Consider the following 17,884-nt stretch of genomic DNA (forward strand, 5'->3'; position numbering starts at 1 on the left):
CCCTCGGAGAGACAACAATCCTCTTCATAAAGAACCTTATAACTTTTTCCCATAGAAACATCCAATGCAAGTACATAAGCCATATTTTCATCTTCTTTCTTTTTTTTCGAAAGGTTCTTCACTGTTTCATTTCGTTCCTAATTTCCTAAACACGAGCTCGAAGCCCCAACATACTTAAACCAGATTTTAAAATGACAGTGAAGGAGATCGTTTTTTTGTAGGGACTCGAAGTCCATCAGGTTATGATCGATCTTCCTTTCACTTCTTACTATATACCTAAAAATAGGGAAATAGAGGGTAAAGTCATCCGTCGATGACTTTACCCTCTATTCTTAGTATGTTTTCTTTACTTATCCGATTTTTGATAACCCAAGCCAAATGGTACTTTATTCTCAGTGCCATTTATAATACGTTTGATATTTGCACGATGACGTAGAATGACAAATACCATCAAAACACCAGCAACAGTGGTTAAAATCCAATCTTTAAACAGGAAGCTTAATAGGAAAACAAGTGTGATTCCTAACATACTTGCAACACTGACCATTCTTGTTAAATAAAGCAAGCTTAAAAAGATGGCAACAGCAATACAAAAAAATAGGGGATGATAACCAAGTAAGATACCGGCGCTTGTTGCTACCGCTTTTCCTCCTTTAAACTTCGCAAAAATAGGGAAGGTATGTCCCATAACTGCTGCAACACCAACTAAAATCGGATTGATATCACTTTGAAATAATAGAGGTAAGAGTGTTGCGATTGTTCCTTTTAAAATATCCATTACTAAAACGGTAGTTCCAGCTTTTTTGCCAAGTACTCTAAAGGTATTAGTTGTTCCAGAATTACCACTACCATGTTCTCGTATATCTTCATTGAAGAAAATTTTTCCTATCCAAACACCTGAAGGAATTGATCCCAGTAAATAAGCAATGACAAACATTAATATTGTATTAATCAATTTTATTCTCTCCTAAATTCAATCTATGTTTGTTATTTTATCATTTTATGAGGCTTGTTACCAGCTATTAAATGATAAAGTCTTGGAACTTAGTTTGTGGTTTAGGTTGAATGTGGTGTACAATGGAGGATAGGAGAAAAGAAGGGGGAAGTGACAATGACATTTATTAATCCAAGTAATGAAGAAATTTATAGTATTTTAGAAAAAGCAAAAAGAATTGCGGTAGTAGGCTTAAGTAATAAACCAGAGCGCACAAGTTATCATGTGAGTCAGGTGATGCAGTCTGCTGGTTATGAAATTATTCCAGTTAATCCAGTGTTGGCTGGGCAAAAGATTCTTGGTGAAACTGTTTATGCTACATTACAGGAAGTTCCAGGACAGATAGATATTGTTGATATTTTCCGTCGTTCTGAATTTTTGTTAGATATCGCAAAAGAGTTTAATAAAATTGATGCAGATGTCTTCTGGGCACAATTAGGGATTGAAGATGAAGAGACGGCTACTTATTTGAAGGAACATGGTCATCAGGTAATCATGAATCGTTGTATTAAGATTGAATATGGTAAGATGAATGAAGTGAAATAAATTTTAAAAAAGCCACCTTGGCTTTTTTGAGTTATTGATAAAAAAGTTACAAGCATCAATTGGCACAACTTCTCTATAAGTTAGACTTTTATTTTTATCTGAGATAGAGTATCATAATAGAGATGCAATATAAGCATAAGTTCGGCTGTTTAAGCAAGCTAAAGGAGATTTATGAATGAGCAAAGGGAATTATGAATATAATGATGAAGCGATTCAGGTTCTTGAAGGACTTGAAGCGGTAAGAAAAAGACCCGGCATGTATATTGGTTCTACTGATAGTCGCGGGTTACACCATCTTGTCTATGAAATTGTAGATAATGGGGTGGATGAAGCACTTTCTGGTTACGGAAAAGAAATTAATGTCACAATCCATGAAGATAATAGTATTAGCGTACAAGACCAAGGGCGTGGTATGCCTGTTGGGATGCACGCTTCTGGTATTCCAACTGTTCAAGTTATTTTTACTGTGCTTCATGCAGGTGGTAAATTTGGTCAGGGCGGCTATAAAACATCAGGTGGTTTACATGGTGTTGGTGCCAGTGTGGTAAATGCCTTATCCGAATGGTTAACCGTTACGATTATTCGTGATGGAATTAAGTATGAACAAAAATTTAAAAATGGTGGTATTCCAGATGAAACGCTGGTTAAAATAGGGAAAGTCAGTGCACCTAATGGAACAACAGTTCATTTTAAACCAGATTTAACTATTTTTTCTACCATTAATTTTTCTTATGATATCTTGTCAGAACGCTTAAGAGAGTCTGCCTTCTTATTAAAAGGATTGAAAATTAATTTAGTCGATAAAAGAAATGATGTTAGCGATACTTTCTTTTATGAAGAGGGAATTAAAGAGTTTGTTGGCTATTTAAATGAAGAAAAAGATACTTTACATCCAGTTGCTTATTTCTCTGGTGCAAGTAGTGAAATTGAAGTTGAGTTTTCTTTCCAATACAATGATGGGTATTCTGAAAATATTTTATCTTTCGTTAACAATGTGCGGACAAAAGATGGTGGAACACATGAAGCTGGGATGAAATCTGCAATGACCAAAGCTTTTAATGAGTACGCTCGAAAAACGGGTTTATTAAAAGAAAAAGATAAAAATCTTGAAGGAACGGACTTCCGTGAGGGGTTAGCCGCAATTATCTCTGTCCGAATTCCAGAAGAATTACTACAATTCGAAGGGCAAACAAAGAGTAAATTAGGAACACCTCAAGCAAGACAAGCTGTTGATGCTGTTGTAGGAGAGCAATTAGGCTTCTATTTAGTTGAAAATGGTGAGATGAGTCAAATGTTCGTGCGTAAGGCGATTAAAGCTAGAGAAGCACGTGAGGCAGCTAGAAAAGCACGGGAAGAATCTCGTAATGGGAAGAAGCGCAAGAAAAATGAATCCTTACTTTCTGGGAAGCTAACACCTGCGCAAGGAAAGAATCCTAAGAAAAATGAATTGTATCTTGTCGAAGGAGATTCTGCGGGTGGTTCAGCGAAGCAAGGAAGAGATCGAAAATTCCAAGCGATTCTGCCATTACGTGGAAAAGTGTTAAACACTGAAAAAGCCAAATTACAAGATATTTTAAAAAATGAAGAAATTAATACCATGATTTATACAATCGGTGCTGGTGTTGGTGCTGAATTTGATATTGAAGACTGTAACTATGATAAAGTCATTATCATGACCGATGCGGATACGGATGGCGCTCATATTCAAGTCCTCTTACTAACTTTCTTCTATCGCTATATGAAACCATTAATTGAAGCTGGGAAAGTCTATATTGCCTTACCACCTTTATATAAAGTTTCAAAGGGAGCAGGAAAAAAAGAAGTTTTAGAGTATGCTTGGACAGATGAGGAACTAGAAGGTAAAACACAAATCATTGGTAAAGGGTACATCTTACAACGCTATAAAGGGCTTGGTGAGATGAATGCTGATCAATTATGGGATACAACAATGAATCCTGATACACGTACGCTAATTCGTGTGCGTATTGATGATGCAACGCAGGCTGAGAAGCGTGTGACAACATTAATGGGGGATAAGGTTGAGCCGCGTCGTAAATGGATTGAAAGTCATGTTGAATTTTCACTAGAAGAAGGTGGCAGCATTCTAGAAAATAATAACATTATGGAACAAGCTGAATTAATTGAAGAAGAAGGAAGTGACATTCATGGATCCGAATAGAGTGGATGTGCAAGAGTTAACATTAGAAGAAGTCATGGGAGACCGCTTTGGTCGCTATTCAAAATATATTATCCAAGAGCGTGCATTGCCTGATATTCGTGATGGGTTAAAACCTGTGCAACGTCGTATTTTATATGCGATGAATATGGAAGGGAATACGGCTGAAAAAGGTTTTAGAAAATCTGCTAAAACAGTCGGTAATGTTATTGGTAACTATCATCCACATGGAGATACCAGTGTTTATGAAGCCATGGTTAGAATGAGTCAAGACTGGAAACTACGGAATGTCTTAGTCGAAATGCATGGGAATAACGGGAGTATGGATGGAGATCCTCCAGCCGCAATGCGTTATACGGAAGCACGATTGTCTAAAATTGCTTCAGAAATGCTCAAAGATATTGATAAAGAAACCGTTGATTTTGTTTTAAACTTTGATGATACAGAAGAAGAGCCAACAGTATTACCTGCGAAGTTTCCTAATTTATTGGTCAATGGTGCAACGGGTATTTCTGCTGGTTATGCAACAGATATTCCACCGCATAACTTAGGTGAAGTCATTGATGCAACAACTCATTTACTAGATCATCCTGATGCGACATTTGAGGATCTAATGAAGTTTATTAAAGGACCAGACTTCCCAACAGGTGGAATTCTGCAAGGTCTTGACGGAATTAAGCAAGCCTATGCAACTGGTAAAGGTAAAGTCATTGTTCGTTCTAAAACGCATATTGAAGATTTACGTGGCGGTAAACAACAAATTATCGTGACGGAAGTTCCTTATGAAGTAAATAAATCTGTTTTAGTTAAAAAGCTTGATGAAGTCCGTTTAAACAAACGTATTGAGGGCATTGCTGAAGTGCGAGATGAATCTGATCGTACTGGATTACAAATTGCAATTGAGCTGAAAAAAGAAGCCAATGCAGCTGGTATTTTGAATTATTTATTAAAAAATACAGATTTGCAGGTAGCTTATAACTTTAATATGATTGCAATTGATGATAAACGACCAAAATTAATTGGGATTGTTCGCTTCTTATCAGCATATATTGATCACCAAAAACAAGTGATTACGCGTCGTTCTATCTATAATCTAAAAAAAGCTGAAGCGCGTGCACATATTGTTGAAGGCTTGATTAAAGCCTTATCCATTTTGGATAAAGTGATTGCAACGATTCGTGAAAGTAAAGATAAAAAGAATGCCAAAGAAAACTTAATGGAATCTTTTGACTTTACTGAAAAACAAGCTGAGGCCATTGTTTCCTTACAATTGTACCGCTTAACAAATACAGATATCACAGCTTTAGAAGCTGAATCAGCAGAGCTAAAAGCATTAATCAGCTCTCTTAAAGAAATCTTAAATAGCGATGCAGTGATGGTTGATGTGATTAAAAGCGAGTTAAAAGAAGTAAAAAAACAATTTAAAACACCTCGTTTAACCGTTATTGAAAATGAAATTGAAGAATTAAAAATTGAAACTGAAGTTCTTGTTGTACAAGAGGACGTGATGGTATCCGTAACAAGCGATGGTTATCTAAAACGTAGTAGCTTACGTTCTTATGGTGCTTCAAAACCAGAAGAAATTGGTGCAAAAGAGGGAGATTACCCAATTTTTATTCAGCAAATGAATACGATGCACCATCTCTTAATGTTTACCAATAAAGGGAATTACATCTACCGACCTGTTCATGAAATTCCTGATTTAAAATGGAAAGACATGGGAGAGCATATTTCTCAAACAATTGGTTTAGATATGGATGAGCGGATTATTAAAGTCATTGGCTTAGAAAAATATCTACCAGAAGCTAATTTTGTCTTTGTTACCAAAGCAGGCATGGTCAAACGGACGCTTGTAACAGAATATTTACCAACAAGATATATTTCTAAATCTGCTAAAGCTATGAAATTAAAATCAGATGATGATGTTTTATTAAACATTTGGTATGTGGAGCAACCAGAAAATATGGAAATTTTCTTATCTACGTATTTAGCTTATGGCTTAAGATATGATTTATCTGAAGTTCCTGTTGTTGGTTCAAAAGCAGCAGGAGTAAAAGCGATTAGCTTAAAAGCAGATGATCATGTGATTAGTGGTATTGTTGTACCAAAAGATGAAAAAGCTAGTGTGATGATTCTAACTCAAAGAGGTTCCGTCAAGAAAATGGCGATTCATGACTTTGATAAACAATCTCGCGCCAAACGAGGATTAATGATTTTAAGAGAATTAAAACGCAATCCACACAGAGTTTTCTATATGGATTTGGTAACTGGTAAACATCAATTACTTGTCCAGACAGATAAAGAGAAAGAATTTACAATCAATAGTGCTGATTATTCAGTAAGTGATCGTTATTCAAATGGTTCGTTTATACTTGATGAACAAGAAGATGGTAGACCTCATCAAGTTTTGAAGAGCTTAGAACAATTAAATTAAATTAGTCGGAAAAACTCTTTAGCAATGTAAAAAGTTGCTAAAGAGTTTTTTTACTTCAGTACCTTTTTCACAAAGACAAGGTTCCTGTTCTAATATAACTTGAATAAACCTTATCTGTATTAGTACAGTTATCTGATGTTGGATGGTACAGTTTAATAAAAAATAAAAAAATGAAAAAATGCTTAGAAACGCTTTATAGATGCGCATTGTTCATTTATTCACTTGAATGTTATTCTTTTTTTCATGTCACTACTTGTCTTTTTTTTCGTCTGTGTTATACTAAGGATGTAAAAACTGTATTAATTGTGAAGAATTGAATTTGAAAACTCTGAGGAGGAACTTTTAATGGAACAATGGAATGGATTTAAAGGCGACGCATGGAAAACATCGGTAAACACACGTGACTTTATTCAAAATAACTACACTGAGTACACAGGTGATGACCAATTCTTAGAACCAATCGCACCAAGTACAGATAAACTATGGACAAAATTACAAGAATTATTTGAAGTGCAACATGAAAAAAATGGTGTATACGACATGGATACAAATGTCCCTGCAACAATCACTTCACACGCACCAGGATATTTAATTAAAGAAGAAGAAAAAATCGTTGGTTTACAAACTGATGTACCTTTGAAACAAGCATTCATGCCTTTTGGTGGAATTAAAATGGCAAACAATGCCTTAACTTCAAATGGCTATGAAGTCGATAAAGAAATGACTGACATCTTTACTGACTGGAGAAAAACACATAACCAAGGTGTTTTTGATGCTTATACAGCAGAAATGAGAATGGCTCGTAAAAATAAAATTATCACTGGTTTACCAGATGCTTATGGTCGTGGCCGTATCATTGGTGATTATCGTCGTATCGCTTTATACGGTATTGATTTCTTAATGGCTGAAAAGAAAAAAGACCATGACAATACTGGTAACAAAGTCATGACTGATGATGTGATTCGTTTAAGAGAAGAAATCTCAGAACAATACCGCGCATTAAACGATCTTAAGAAAATGGCTGCTTCATATGGTTTTGATATCTCACAACCAGCTAAAAATTCTCAAGAAGCTATCCAATGGTTATACTTCGGTTACCTAGGTGCAATTAAATCACAAAATGGTGCTGCAATGTCTATCGGACGTATCTCAGCATTCTTAGATATCTATATCCAACGTGATTTAGAAGCTGGAGCCATCACTGAATTCGATGCACAAGAAATGATTGACCACTTAATCATGAAATTACGTATGGTTAAATTCGCACGTACACCTGATTACAACCAATTATTCTCAGGTTACCCAATTTGGGCAACTTTATCTATTGCTGGTATGGGATTAGATGGCCGTTCATTAGTTACTAAAAATGATTTCCGTATTTTACACACTTTAACAAATATGGGACCATCACCAGAGCCAAACTTAACTGTTTTATATTCATCTCATTTACCAACTGGTTTCAGAACTTATGCAGCTAAAATTGCAAAAGAAAGTTCTTCAATCCAATTTGAAAATGATGATTTATTACGTGCTAACTGGGGTTCAGATGACTGTGCAATCGCATGTTGTGTATCTGCAACAGTTATTGGTAAAGATATGCAATTCTTTGGCGCTCGTGCAAACTTAGCTAAAGCCGTTCTTTATGCAATTAACGGTGGGGTTGATGAAATTACTAAAATGCAAGTTGCTCCTAAATTCCGTCCAATGACTGGTGATAAACTAGACTTTGATGAATTTATGGACAAATATAAAGACATGATGGATTGGTTAGCAGAATTATATGTTAACACATTAAATGTGATTCACTATATGCATGATAAATATGCTTATGAAGCACCACAATTAGCCTTAATGGATAGTGACTTAAAACGCACTTTCGCAACAGGTATTGCTGGTATTTCACATGCAGCTGATAGCTTAATGGCAATTAAACATGGTAATGTTGAAGTTATTCGTGATGAAGATGGCATGGCAATTGATTACAAACCAACAAAAGAATTCCCAACTTATGGAAATGATAGCGAAGAAGCAGATGCAATGGCAAACTGGATTTTAGAGTACTTTATGACACAAATCAAACGTCAACATACGTACCGTAATTCAACACCAACTACTTCATTGTTAACAATCACTTCTAACGTCGTTTATGGTAAAGCAACTGGTAATACTCCAGATGGACGTAGAGCAGGTAAACCACTTGCACCAGGCGCTAACCCAAGCTATCAAGATGGTAAATTCTTAGGTGAGAAAAATGGTTTATTAGCTTCACTTAACTCAACAGCTCGTTTAGAATATACTTGTGCTTTAGATGGTATTTCAAATACGCAAACAATCAATCCTACTGGTTTAGGTAAAGATGAAGGCACTAGAATTGATAACTTACGTAATGTAATGGATGGATACTTTGATAAAGGTGGTTACCACTTAAACGTTAACGTATTTACTAATGAATTATTATTAGATGCGCAAGCACATCCTGAAAAATACCCTAACTTAACGATTCGTGTATCAGGATACGCCGTTAAATTCCGTGATTTAACTCCTGAGCAACAAGCAGACGTTATTTCAAGAACTTCACATGACAGACTATAATCATTAAATAAATAGAAGAAGGGATGGCTCATAGTCATCCCTTTTTATCAAAGAAAGAGGGATCACATGACAAATCCTGTTGAAGGCAGAATTCATTCTACAGAAAATTTTGGTACGGTAGATGGACCTGGTGTAAGATTTATCGTTTTTGCCCAAGGTTGCCGTATGAGATGTCAATTTTGTCATAATCCAGATACTTGGAAAATTGGATCTGGTGGGAGAGTTGTTACAACTGATGAAGTATTGCAGGAGGCCTTAAAATATCGTTCTTACTGGGGCGAAAAAGGTGGTATTACTGTAAGTGGTGGAGAACCTTTGCTACAATTAGACTTTTTAACCGATTTATTTAAAAAAGCAAAAGCTGAAGGGATTCATACAACCATTGATACTTGTGGTAAGCCCTTTACTCGTGAAGAACCATTCTTTAGCCAATTTGAAGAACTGATGAAATATACTGATTTATTATTGTTTGATATTAAGCATATTGATAATGAAGCACATAAAATCCTAACCAGTTTAGGGAATGAAAATATCTTAGAAATGTCCCAATATCTATCTGAAATCGGTAAGCCAGTTTGGATTCGTCATGTTTTAGTTCCTGAGCGTTCTGACTATGATGAATATTTGATTCGTTTAGATGCTTTTATTAAAACCTTAAAAAATGTTAGAAAAGTTGAAATATTGCCGTACCATAAAATGGGCATTTATAAATGGGAAACTTTAGGGATTAAATATCCATTAGAAGGTATTGAACCACCAACTGAAGATCGTGTTTTAAATGCTAGAAAGCTATTGCATACAGATGATTATACAGGCTATTTGGAAGATTAATGTATAAAATAATAAAAAAGAGCAATTATTAGTTGCTCTTTTTGTCGTTCTTTAATATGATAGTTATTAGTGGAATGTGATCAAAAGAAAAGAGGAGACAAAAGATGCAAAACCAATCTGACAATGTATTCTCATCTAAAACCTTAAATTATTTTTTACAGCTATCAGAAACGATGAACTATACGCAAGCTGCTCAATTACTTGGTATTACGCAGCCAGCCTTAACTCAGCAAATTAAAAAGCTAGAAAGAATTGTTGGGGCACCACTTTTTTATTCAATCGGAAAGAAACTCCATTTATCAGAAGCTGGTAAAACAATGCTGCGAACCACACATGAAGTCTATGAACTGTTGAATACTGCAACTGATGAAATTCAGCAAAGCACAAGTGCTGATATTGGGCGAATAAGGGTAGGGATTCTATCTTCAATCGAATTAAGAGTCTTTACTGATTTTATTATTGAATACTTTAAAAATCATCCTAAAATTGAAATAGCTGTTTATACATTATCCAGAAAAGAAATTTGGGAAAAATTAGAAAATAATAAGATTGATTTAGCCATTATGTACTTGCCAGATGAAAGCATAAAAAATTGGAAGCCTTATAAAACCCGTAAAATTATTGAAGAAGAACTTTTATTCTTACACCATGATCAAGCACTTGAGAAAAAGAAAAAAATTCGTTTAGCGCAAACACTTTCAAATAGTTGGACGATGTATCCTGATTCATTTTATTTAAATGATATGATTAAAGAACACTATATTAATCATATGACAGATTTACCAACATTTTCAGTTTGCTTTACAACACCACAACAAATTTTCCGATTTAGTAATGCCACTGAATTTTATACAGCCTTACCTAAGTCTTATATTCGTGTTCATGAGCAAGAGGCTAGCCTAAAAGCTATTCCATTTGAACCAAGTATTAAATTTGATATGGTCTTTGTCTATCGTTCTGAAAAAGAAGATATTCCACGCATCCATAGTTTCCTTACTGGTTTTGATGATTATTTAAAAAAGATTGACTATTTAGCGAAATTAAATTAACCATAATATTATTATGTTAACTAAATTTAAAAGGAGTTTTTATTTATGACAAAAGTACTCATTTTCGGACATCAAAATCCAGATACAGATGCAATTACATCTGCGATTTCATTTGCTTATTTACAGAATGCACTAGGAGTGGAAGCTGAGGCTGTAGCTTTAGGCCCAGTTAGTGAAGAAACAGCCTTTGCCTTAAACTATTTTAACACTACAGCGCCACGTGTGATTGAAACAGCTTCAAATGAAGTAGATGCAGTGATGCTAGTAGATCATAACGAAGCACAACAAAGTGTTTCTGATATCAAAGATGTAAAAGTCTTAGCAGTGGTTGACCATCACCGTATCGCCAACTTTGAAACAGTCGATCCATTGTATTACAGAGCAGAGCCAGTAGGTTGTACTAATACAATTATTTATAAATTATTTAAAGAGCACAATATTGAAATACCAAAAGAAATCGCTGGCTTAATGGCTTCAGCTATTATTTCAGACAGCCTATTATTTAAATCTCCAACATGCACGCAAGAAGATATTGAGATTGCAAATAAATTAGCTGCAATTGCTGGAATCGACTTAAATGTATATGGCTTAGATTTATTAAAAGCGGGCACTAACTTAGCAGATAAAACAGTTGCACAATTACTAAATATGGATGCAAAAAGCTTCCCAATGGGAGACAAATCAGTTCGTGTTGCCCAAGTAAATACTGTTGATGTTGAAGAAGTCTTCCTGAAGCAAGCTGAACTAGAAGCAGAAATGGCTGTAGAAAATGAAAAAAATGGCTATGATTTATTTGTACTAGTTGTAACAGATATACTAGCAAGTGATTCAGCTATTTTAGCAGTCGGAGCTCCTTTAAGTGCAGTAGAAAAAGCATTTAATGTAACCTTAGAACATAATCGAGCTTTATTAAAAGGTGTTGTCTCACGTAAAAAACAAGTCGTACCTCAATTAACAGAAGCGTTAAGTAAATAAAATATCAAATAAATGTGGCACTCCTAACTTTTATAATTGTTAGGAGTACATTTATTTCTACTAATTTATCATTGAACCAAACTAAAAGAAAATGATATGATAGTATTAAATACATATACAAGGATGATGAAATGACATTAAAAAAAGTGCGACAGTATTATTAAGGAGATAAAAATATGAACAATGAACAAAGAGCAATGAAGTTGATTAAAAAATATGGACTTAGACCAAAAGTGAACCATCATTCTGAAATTCAAATGCTTTTACAAAAAGAAATTGATGATTATCAAAAAGGGAGTAGTGACTATCTTCGAATACTTTGTGGTATGCTTTATTCATTAGGTTTTATAGAAGATATCCCATTAATCAAAAAAGCAAAATATAGCATCAATATGGATGTTGGCGCAATGATTGATTTTGACTGGATTGATCCTGAAACCTGGGAATGTCATGAAGATTCAGAACGTGAACAATTATTGGCGAGTTTTGAAGCATACTATCAAAATTATTTTAACTAAAGGGAGTCAGATAATGAAAAATCAATTAACAGCATTTAGCAAAGTATTTAAAGAAGAAATTGGCAAATTTATGCCTAAGTTTCTTGAAGGAGTACAAAAATGAAACCGTATATGGCATGGCTTTTGTAACAGATGATTTCTTTGAAACTTTATATTGTGTCTTAAGCACTAAAGAACAATTTGAAGATTATCAGAAAAAGAATCCTGATTATACTACATATAAAGGACAGGAATGGGCCACATATGAATGGTTATATGGTGATAGTAATGTTGAAAATTCACCTTTTGGTAACAAGTTTTATCCGATTTTATCTAAACTTTCAAGTGAATTGGCTTTGCCTTATGATATGCATGACGAAAACAAACAGGCCTTTATCGCTGCTTTTATTGATGCCATTACTGAAGGTGTATTAGCTATACCAGATGAAGTATTTACAAGCAATCAGCAAAATAAAGAGACTATTACCTTTTTTATCAGCATATCAGATAACGACTATGCGGAGACAATAGAAAATGAATCTGCTAAACGTATGAATCATCAGGAACTTGCAAATCATTTTATTCAACGTTTTAATTAAATAAAGTGGTTAGCATCCTGAAGAATAAAAATAATTTTTTATATAGAAACGGAGTGGATATACATGCAAGAACAAATAACAGCTATTATTCCTAAAGAGTTCAGTGGTGTCATTAGTATTACGAAGAATCATCAATCTATTTACCAAAAAGCATTTAATTACGCTGATAAACCCAATAAAAGACTAAATCAGCTTGATACTAAATTTGGGATGGCTTCAGGCTCCAAAACATTTATAGCATTAGGTATTTTAACATTAATCGAAGAAGGTAAGTTGGCTTTAACAGATACTATTGGAGCTTTAATGAACATCGATTGGAAGCAAATAGATGCTGAAATTACTGTAGAACAATTATTAACCCATACATCAGGCATTCCAGATTATTTTGATGAAGATGTGATGACAGATTATGCAGAGCTCTGGGAAAACTTGCCTAATTACCGTATGCGCAAGTCGACAGATCTAATTCCTTTATTTATTGATAAAAAGATGGATTTTCCAAAAGGAACGAAGTTTAAGTATTCAAATACTGGCTATGTTGTCTTAGGACTAATCATTGAAGCTGTAACAAAAGAAAAATTTGATACTTATCTTGCAAAAGAACTATTTCCAACAATCGGAATGAATCAAACGGGATATTATGAGCTAGATCGATTACCTGGAAATTGCGCAGCCGGCTATCTTTTTGATGAACCTACTCAACAATTTTATAGCAACATTTATAGTATTGATGCAAAAGGGAGTGGAGCTGGAGGAGGTTTTACGACTGCAGACGATATTCATTCACTATGGAAACAGCTTCTTACCAATCAAGTCCTATCTGAAGCGATGACTAGAGAAGTACTTAGTCCTCAAACAGAAGATACTTACAGCTATGGTTTTTGGTTTATGAAAAATGAAGAAGGCAGAGCAATTCCGTATATGTTAGGTTTTGATCCTGGTGTTCGCTTTATTAGTTCCTACAATTTAGACAAGGATATCAATATTACGATTCTTTGTAATGTAGAATTTGATGAGGTGGTAGCACTTCATAGAGAGATTAAAGGATTGATGGATAGGCTCTAAAAAAGGAGTGTTGATGAATAATGTCTAGAGCAGAGAAAGTTATTTTAACCAATATGTGTATGATTTATGACGATGCTGGTAAGATATTGGTTCAAAATCGTTCAAATAAAAATTGGCCAGGAATTACTTTTCCTGGTGGACATATTGAAAAAAACGAAGCTTTTCATGATGCCGTGATTCGTGAAGTAAAGGAAGAAACCGGATTAACGATTAAAAATCCTATTTTATGTGGTACAAAGCAATTTCAAACAACATCAGATGAGCGATATATTGTTTTGTTTTATAAAACCAATCTTTTTTTTGGTGAGCTTGTTTCTTCAAGTGAAGGGGAGATATTTTGGATTAAGCGGAAGGAGCTTTTGCAGTATCCATTAGCACCGGACTTTGAAGAAATGCTGGCTATTTTTGAATCAGATACAAAATCAGAATTTTATTATCAAACAACTGAAGATGGTGTTGAAATAAAGTTATTTTAGGCTTTGATTCAGCTCATATAAAAGCACCAAAACTAAAAAATTAGTTTTGGTGCTTTTAATTTCTAAATTTTCTATTGTTGCTGCAGTTAATAGATTTAATTAAATAAATGTTAAAAAGCGATGGTTCCAGATATTTTCATGATGCTCAAGAATTGTTTTTGCACCTAATAAATCATCATTAAGTGTAGTGGACAAGCCTTTCTTCATTGTACAATGGTAGCCCAAACCATGAGCCATTCTGATGGTTGTATCTACACAATATTGTGTTTGCGCACCACAAAATTCTAGCTCAGAAATTTCATGCCGATCCAATAAGGCTTTTAAGTCTGTTTCAAAAAAGCTATTAGGATGTTTTTTTCCAATATAAAAATCTTCAGACTGGGCATCTAAAGCAGCCATTAATTCCCAATTTTCACTCCCTGCATCTAAACCCGGTCCCTCATGTTGGACAAAGATAATTGGTAAGTCATGACTGCGGTAATGTGCAATTCTCTTATTTACTCCAGCCAAAACTTCATCTAAGCGATACAAGCCAATATCTAAACCTTTTTGTAAATCAATAATAATCAATGCTTTGTTTCCCATATTTTGCCTCCTAATCTGTGATAGCCATAAAGCGAGCAACATCTTCTAAAACTAAATCAATCCCAGCTTGCCAAAAATCAGGCTTGGTTAAATCAACACCTAAATGTTTCATTGCTAATTCTTCAGTTGTCATGGCAGCAGTATCCTGTAAGAGGGCAATATATTTCTCTTCAAAGCCTTTGCCTTCCTCTAAAGAACGTGCATAGATCCCTAAACTAAACAAATAGCCAAAAGTATAAGGGAAGTTGTAAAATGACAGGTTTGTTTTATAAAAATGTAGTTTACTTGCCCAAAAATGTGGGTGGTAAGAGCTTAGCATATCTAAATAAGACTCTTTTTGTGCAGCTTCCATTAAATCGCATAATTGATCTTCTGATAGGACACCATTTTTTCTTTCCTCATAAAAATTGGATTCAAAAATAAAACGGGCATGGATATTAAAAAACATTGTTGTTGCATTTTCAATTTTATTATCTAATAAATTAATTTCCTCAGCAGTAGACGTTGCTTCTTTAACAGTCGCATCTGCCACAATCATTTCAGCAAAGGTACTTGCAGTTTCAGCGACATTCATCGCATAGTCACGGTTTAAAGCAGGTAATTCACGCAATACATGACCATGAAAAGCATGGCCTAATTCATGAGCTAAGGTAGAGACATTCCCAGGAGAACCACCAAAGGTCATAAAGATGCGAGATTCACCGCTTTCAGGGAAAGTTGTGCAATAACCACCAGGTCTTTTGCCAGGTCGATCCTCCGCTTCAATCCAAGCTTTTTCAAAAGCAGATTGCGCAAATTGTGCCATTTTATCCCCAAACTTACCAAATTGTTTGATAATAAAGGCCGCAGCTTCATCAAATGAATATACTTGTGGTGTTGCATCGCCAACAATAACTGGTGCAGCAACATCTTGCCAAGCTAACTTTTCTTTACCTAAAAGGGAAGCTTTACGGTCAAAGAAAGGCTTAAAGGCGGCTTTGTTTTTTGTAATGGTTTCCCACATTGCATCTAGTGTTTCTTTTGACATGCGATTATAGCTCAATGGTTCTTCTAAGTAGTCCTCAACACCATGAGCTTTATAATCAGTAAGCCTAGAACCTGCCAAGTGGTTTAATGTATCCGCAAATAGGGGAGCAGATGCTTTCCAAGAGGCTTCCCATGATTCAAACATTTGCTCTCTAACAGCAGCATCAGGATCATCCATCATTTTATTTTGGGCTTGACCAGCAGAAAGATAGGAAATTGTGCCATCAGCTTCTTTAAATGGAAATTGAATTAAATTAACAATTCTACCATAATGTTCACCCCAAGCATGAATACCATCAATATTTAAAGCATTCAGTAATACTTCTTCTGGTTCATTTAATAATGCTTGTGCTTTTTCTCGTGTTTCCTTTAGAACAAAGGCAATTGGCTCAAATTGCTCTGAAGTAAGTAGTTGGTTAAACTCTGACTCAGATAAGCCACCTATTTTTTTAATCAATAACGTCCAAGCTGTTAAATACTCACTGTTCAAACTAGCAAGTAGACCAGCTAATTTTGTAGCATTTTTATCAGATACATTGGCAGAAGCGCAACAGTTAACAAAGTTAAGACATTGTCTAAAACCAAATGTAACCGTCTCTTTTAAAGCTAATAGGGCAGCAAATTGTTGATAATCCGGTTTATCTTGCTGTGCATCCCATGCAACTACATGTTGTTCAAACAAAGCAAGTTCTGCTTTTAATTGGTTCATTCTTTCTTGTAAATCAGCTGACGTAGTACCACCAGCAAAAATTGTTTCTAAGTCCCAAGTTTCTGAATATGTCATATTTACACCTCATTTTTAACTACTATTATATCCTACATAAAAGAAAGATGATAGGAATTGTTGGAATTTTTTGATAATAAGAAAAATAATGGATATTTATTTTTTAAGAATGATGTTATGATTTATGAGAGGTGAAAAAACATGGGACAAGAAGAAGTGAAAACATATATTGAGAATGCAGGAGCTTGTATTGTGACTAAATCTGTTTTAAATAAAGAAACTGAGATAAAATGGTTGTTTCGCGATGAAGAGTTTGGTAATGGTTGGATTATTTCTGGAAAAGATGATTCTCAAGAATATATAGATCATTCAGAAAATTTAGCAGTAGTAAATTTCAATGTTTTAGCAAATATTGAGCCTCTTGTTGTACATATATATAGTATGCCTACTGGTGATTTAGAATTTGTAGAAGATGATACTGGCAAATATTTTATCGATACAAAAACTGGGCAAGAAATACGAGAAAAATATAAAACGCCGTTTGAGTTAGCACTTGAAAAACATTTCCGCTTTTTACGTAAAGATTATTATTCTGATGAATTTTTGAGCAGTCTGTTTATAGAAACAGAGAAAATTACTCTTTTTATTATTGGTACAGTTGATATTCCTTCTGGAGAAGTGATTGTAGCTGATCCAATATGTTATTTATATAATCATGCAGTCTCTAAGCCTTTAAATCGCACCATTCCAATAGGTGCTTATCCAGTTGAAGTTGCTATTTGTCAATCAGACATTGCTGGTACTCGAATTTCAGCAGCTAGATTAAAAATAAGAGAAAATAAGATTGTAAGGTATGAACTAGCTCTGGAAAAAGGGCAGATAATTGATCAAATAGGGGAATCAGGTGTATTTGGTGGTGTAGGAATCGATGCAGGTATTGCCAGTTTTTGTGATGGAAAAGTAAGAGATGAATATTTAGTATTTTTAGAAGAGTGGCACAAGACATATCCTAAAGGAAATCATTACGATGATTATTTTGCGACTTATTTTCAACAAAGTTATGAAGCACATCCAACAGGTCAACGAGAAGAGGGAGACTTTATTGAATGGGCGATTCCACAAACTGGAAACCGAATAACAATGTTTGCTAGTGGATTAGGGGATGGGTTTTACTCGATTTATTGGGGATTGGATGAACAAAATCAAGTTTGTGAAATCATCATACCATTTATGAATGTAGCTTATTTTTAAAGAGGGAGATAAATTATAATGGAGTTAGCTTATATGAGTCAAGACTTAAGTAAATTCATTCAAG

General features: G+C 34.5%; 15 protein-coding genes. 12 read left to right on the forward strand and 3 right to left on the reverse strand.

The window, feature by feature from the left end; all coding sequences use genetic code 11:
• Window positions 1-346: 346 nt before the first annotated feature.
• Complete coding sequence (plsY, locus tag BMW29_RS08335) at window positions 347-937, reverse strand: glycerol-3-phosphate 1-O-acyltransferase PlsY (RefSeq protein ID WP_092652550.1); 591 nt, start codon at window positions 935-937, stop codon at window positions 347-349.
• A gap of 174 nt (window positions 938-1,111) precedes the next feature.
• On the opposite strand from plsY, the gene BMW29_RS08340 reads away from it, so the two are divergent.
• From BMW29_RS08340 to BMW29_RS08390, 11 genes are all read left to right on the forward strand, one after another.
• Window positions 1,112-1,540 (forward strand): CoA-binding protein, encoded by a 429-nt coding sequence (locus BMW29_RS08340; protein ID WP_092652330.1) that lies wholly within the window; start codon window positions 1,112-1,114, stop codon window positions 1,538-1,540.
• Between the two features lie 175 nt (window positions 1,541-1,715).
• A complete protein-coding gene (parE, locus tag BMW29_RS08345) occupies window positions 1,716-3,719 on the forward strand; it encodes a DNA topoisomerase IV subunit B (protein WP_092652332.1) in 2,004 nt (667 codons plus the stop codon).
• Window positions 3,706-6,150 carry a DNA topoisomerase IV subunit A gene (parC, locus tag BMW29_RS08350; protein WP_092652334.1) on the forward strand — a complete coding sequence of 815 codons (2,445 nt, stop codon included), beginning with the start codon at window positions 3,706-3,708 and terminating at the stop codon, window positions 6,148-6,150. The genes parE and parC overlap by 14 nt, the downstream gene beginning before the upstream one ends.
• 345 nt (window positions 6,151-6,495) lie before the next feature.
• Complete coding sequence (gene pflB, locus BMW29_RS08355) at window positions 6,496-8,742, forward strand: formate C-acetyltransferase (RefSeq protein ID WP_092652336.1); 2,247 nt, start codon at window positions 6,496-6,498, stop codon at window positions 8,740-8,742.
• A 66-nt stretch (window positions 8,743-8,808) separates the two neighbouring features.
• Window positions 8,809-9,573, forward strand: a complete 765-nt coding sequence (gene pflA, locus BMW29_RS08360) for a pyruvate formate-lyase-activating protein (protein WP_092652337.1) — start codon at window positions 8,809-8,811, stop codon at window positions 9,571-9,573.
• Window positions 9,574-9,677: 104 nt separating this feature from the next.
• The gene (locus BMW29_RS08365; protein WP_092652339.1) at window positions 9,678-10,622 is read left to right on the forward strand and encodes a LysR family transcriptional regulator; all 945 of its coding nucleotides are present in this window, start codon (window positions 9,678-9,680) and stop codon (window positions 10,620-10,622) included.
• Window positions 10,623-10,667: 45 nt separating this feature from the next.
• Window positions 10,668-11,597: a manganese-dependent inorganic pyrophosphatase gene (locus BMW29_RS08370; RefSeq protein WP_092652341.1), complete on the forward strand. Its 930-nt coding sequence runs from the start codon at window positions 10,668-10,670 to the stop codon at window positions 11,595-11,597.
• A gap of 176 nt (window positions 11,598-11,773) precedes the next feature.
• Entirely contained in the window at window positions 11,774-12,115 is a 342-nt protein-coding gene (locus BMW29_RS08375) for a hypothetical protein (protein WP_092652343.1), read from the forward strand.
• Window positions 12,116-12,231: 116 nt separating this feature from the next.
• The gene (locus BMW29_RS08380) at window positions 12,232-12,693 is read left to right on the forward strand and encodes a DUF4303 domain-containing protein (RefSeq protein WP_245706258.1); all 462 of its coding nucleotides are present in this window, start codon (window positions 12,232-12,234) and stop codon (window positions 12,691-12,693) included.
• Between the two features lie 63 nt (window positions 12,694-12,756).
• Window positions 12,757-13,758: a serine hydrolase domain-containing protein gene (locus BMW29_RS08385; RefSeq protein WP_092652347.1), complete on the forward strand. Its 1,002-nt coding sequence runs from the start codon at window positions 12,757-12,759 to the stop codon at window positions 13,756-13,758.
• 20 nt (window positions 13,759-13,778) lie between these two features.
• Window positions 13,779-14,234: an 8-oxo-dGTP diphosphatase gene (locus BMW29_RS08390; protein ID WP_092652349.1), complete on the forward strand. Its 456-nt coding sequence runs from the start codon at window positions 13,779-13,781 to the stop codon at window positions 14,232-14,234.
• A 99-nt stretch (window positions 14,235-14,333) separates the two neighbouring features.
• Here BMW29_RS08390 and BMW29_RS08395 read toward each other — a convergent pair whose 3' ends face one another.
• Window positions 14,334-14,819 carry a cysteine hydrolase family protein gene (locus BMW29_RS08395; protein ID WP_092652351.1) on the reverse strand — a complete coding sequence of 162 codons (486 nt, stop codon included), beginning with the start codon at window positions 14,817-14,819 and terminating at the stop codon, window positions 14,334-14,336.
• Between the two features lie 10 nt (window positions 14,820-14,829).
• Window positions 14,830-16,629, reverse strand: a complete 1,800-nt coding sequence (locus BMW29_RS08400; protein ID WP_092652352.1) for a M3 family oligoendopeptidase — start codon at window positions 16,627-16,629, stop codon at window positions 14,830-14,832.
• Window positions 16,630-16,770: 141 nt separating this feature from the next.
• Here BMW29_RS08400 and BMW29_RS08405 point away from each other — a divergent pair, with 141 nt between their 5' ends.
• The gene (locus BMW29_RS08405) at window positions 16,771-17,820 is read left to right on the forward strand and encodes an immunity protein Imm33 domain-containing protein (RefSeq protein WP_092652354.1); all 1,050 of its coding nucleotides are present in this window, start codon (window positions 16,771-16,773) and stop codon (window positions 17,818-17,820) included.
• The last annotated feature ends 64 nt before the right edge of the window (window positions 17,821-17,884 follow it).

It is taken from the genome of Isobaculum melis (assembly GCF_900111355.1).
Classification (GTDB): Bacteria; Bacillota; Bacilli; order Lactobacillales; family Carnobacteriaceae; genus Isobaculum; species Isobaculum melis.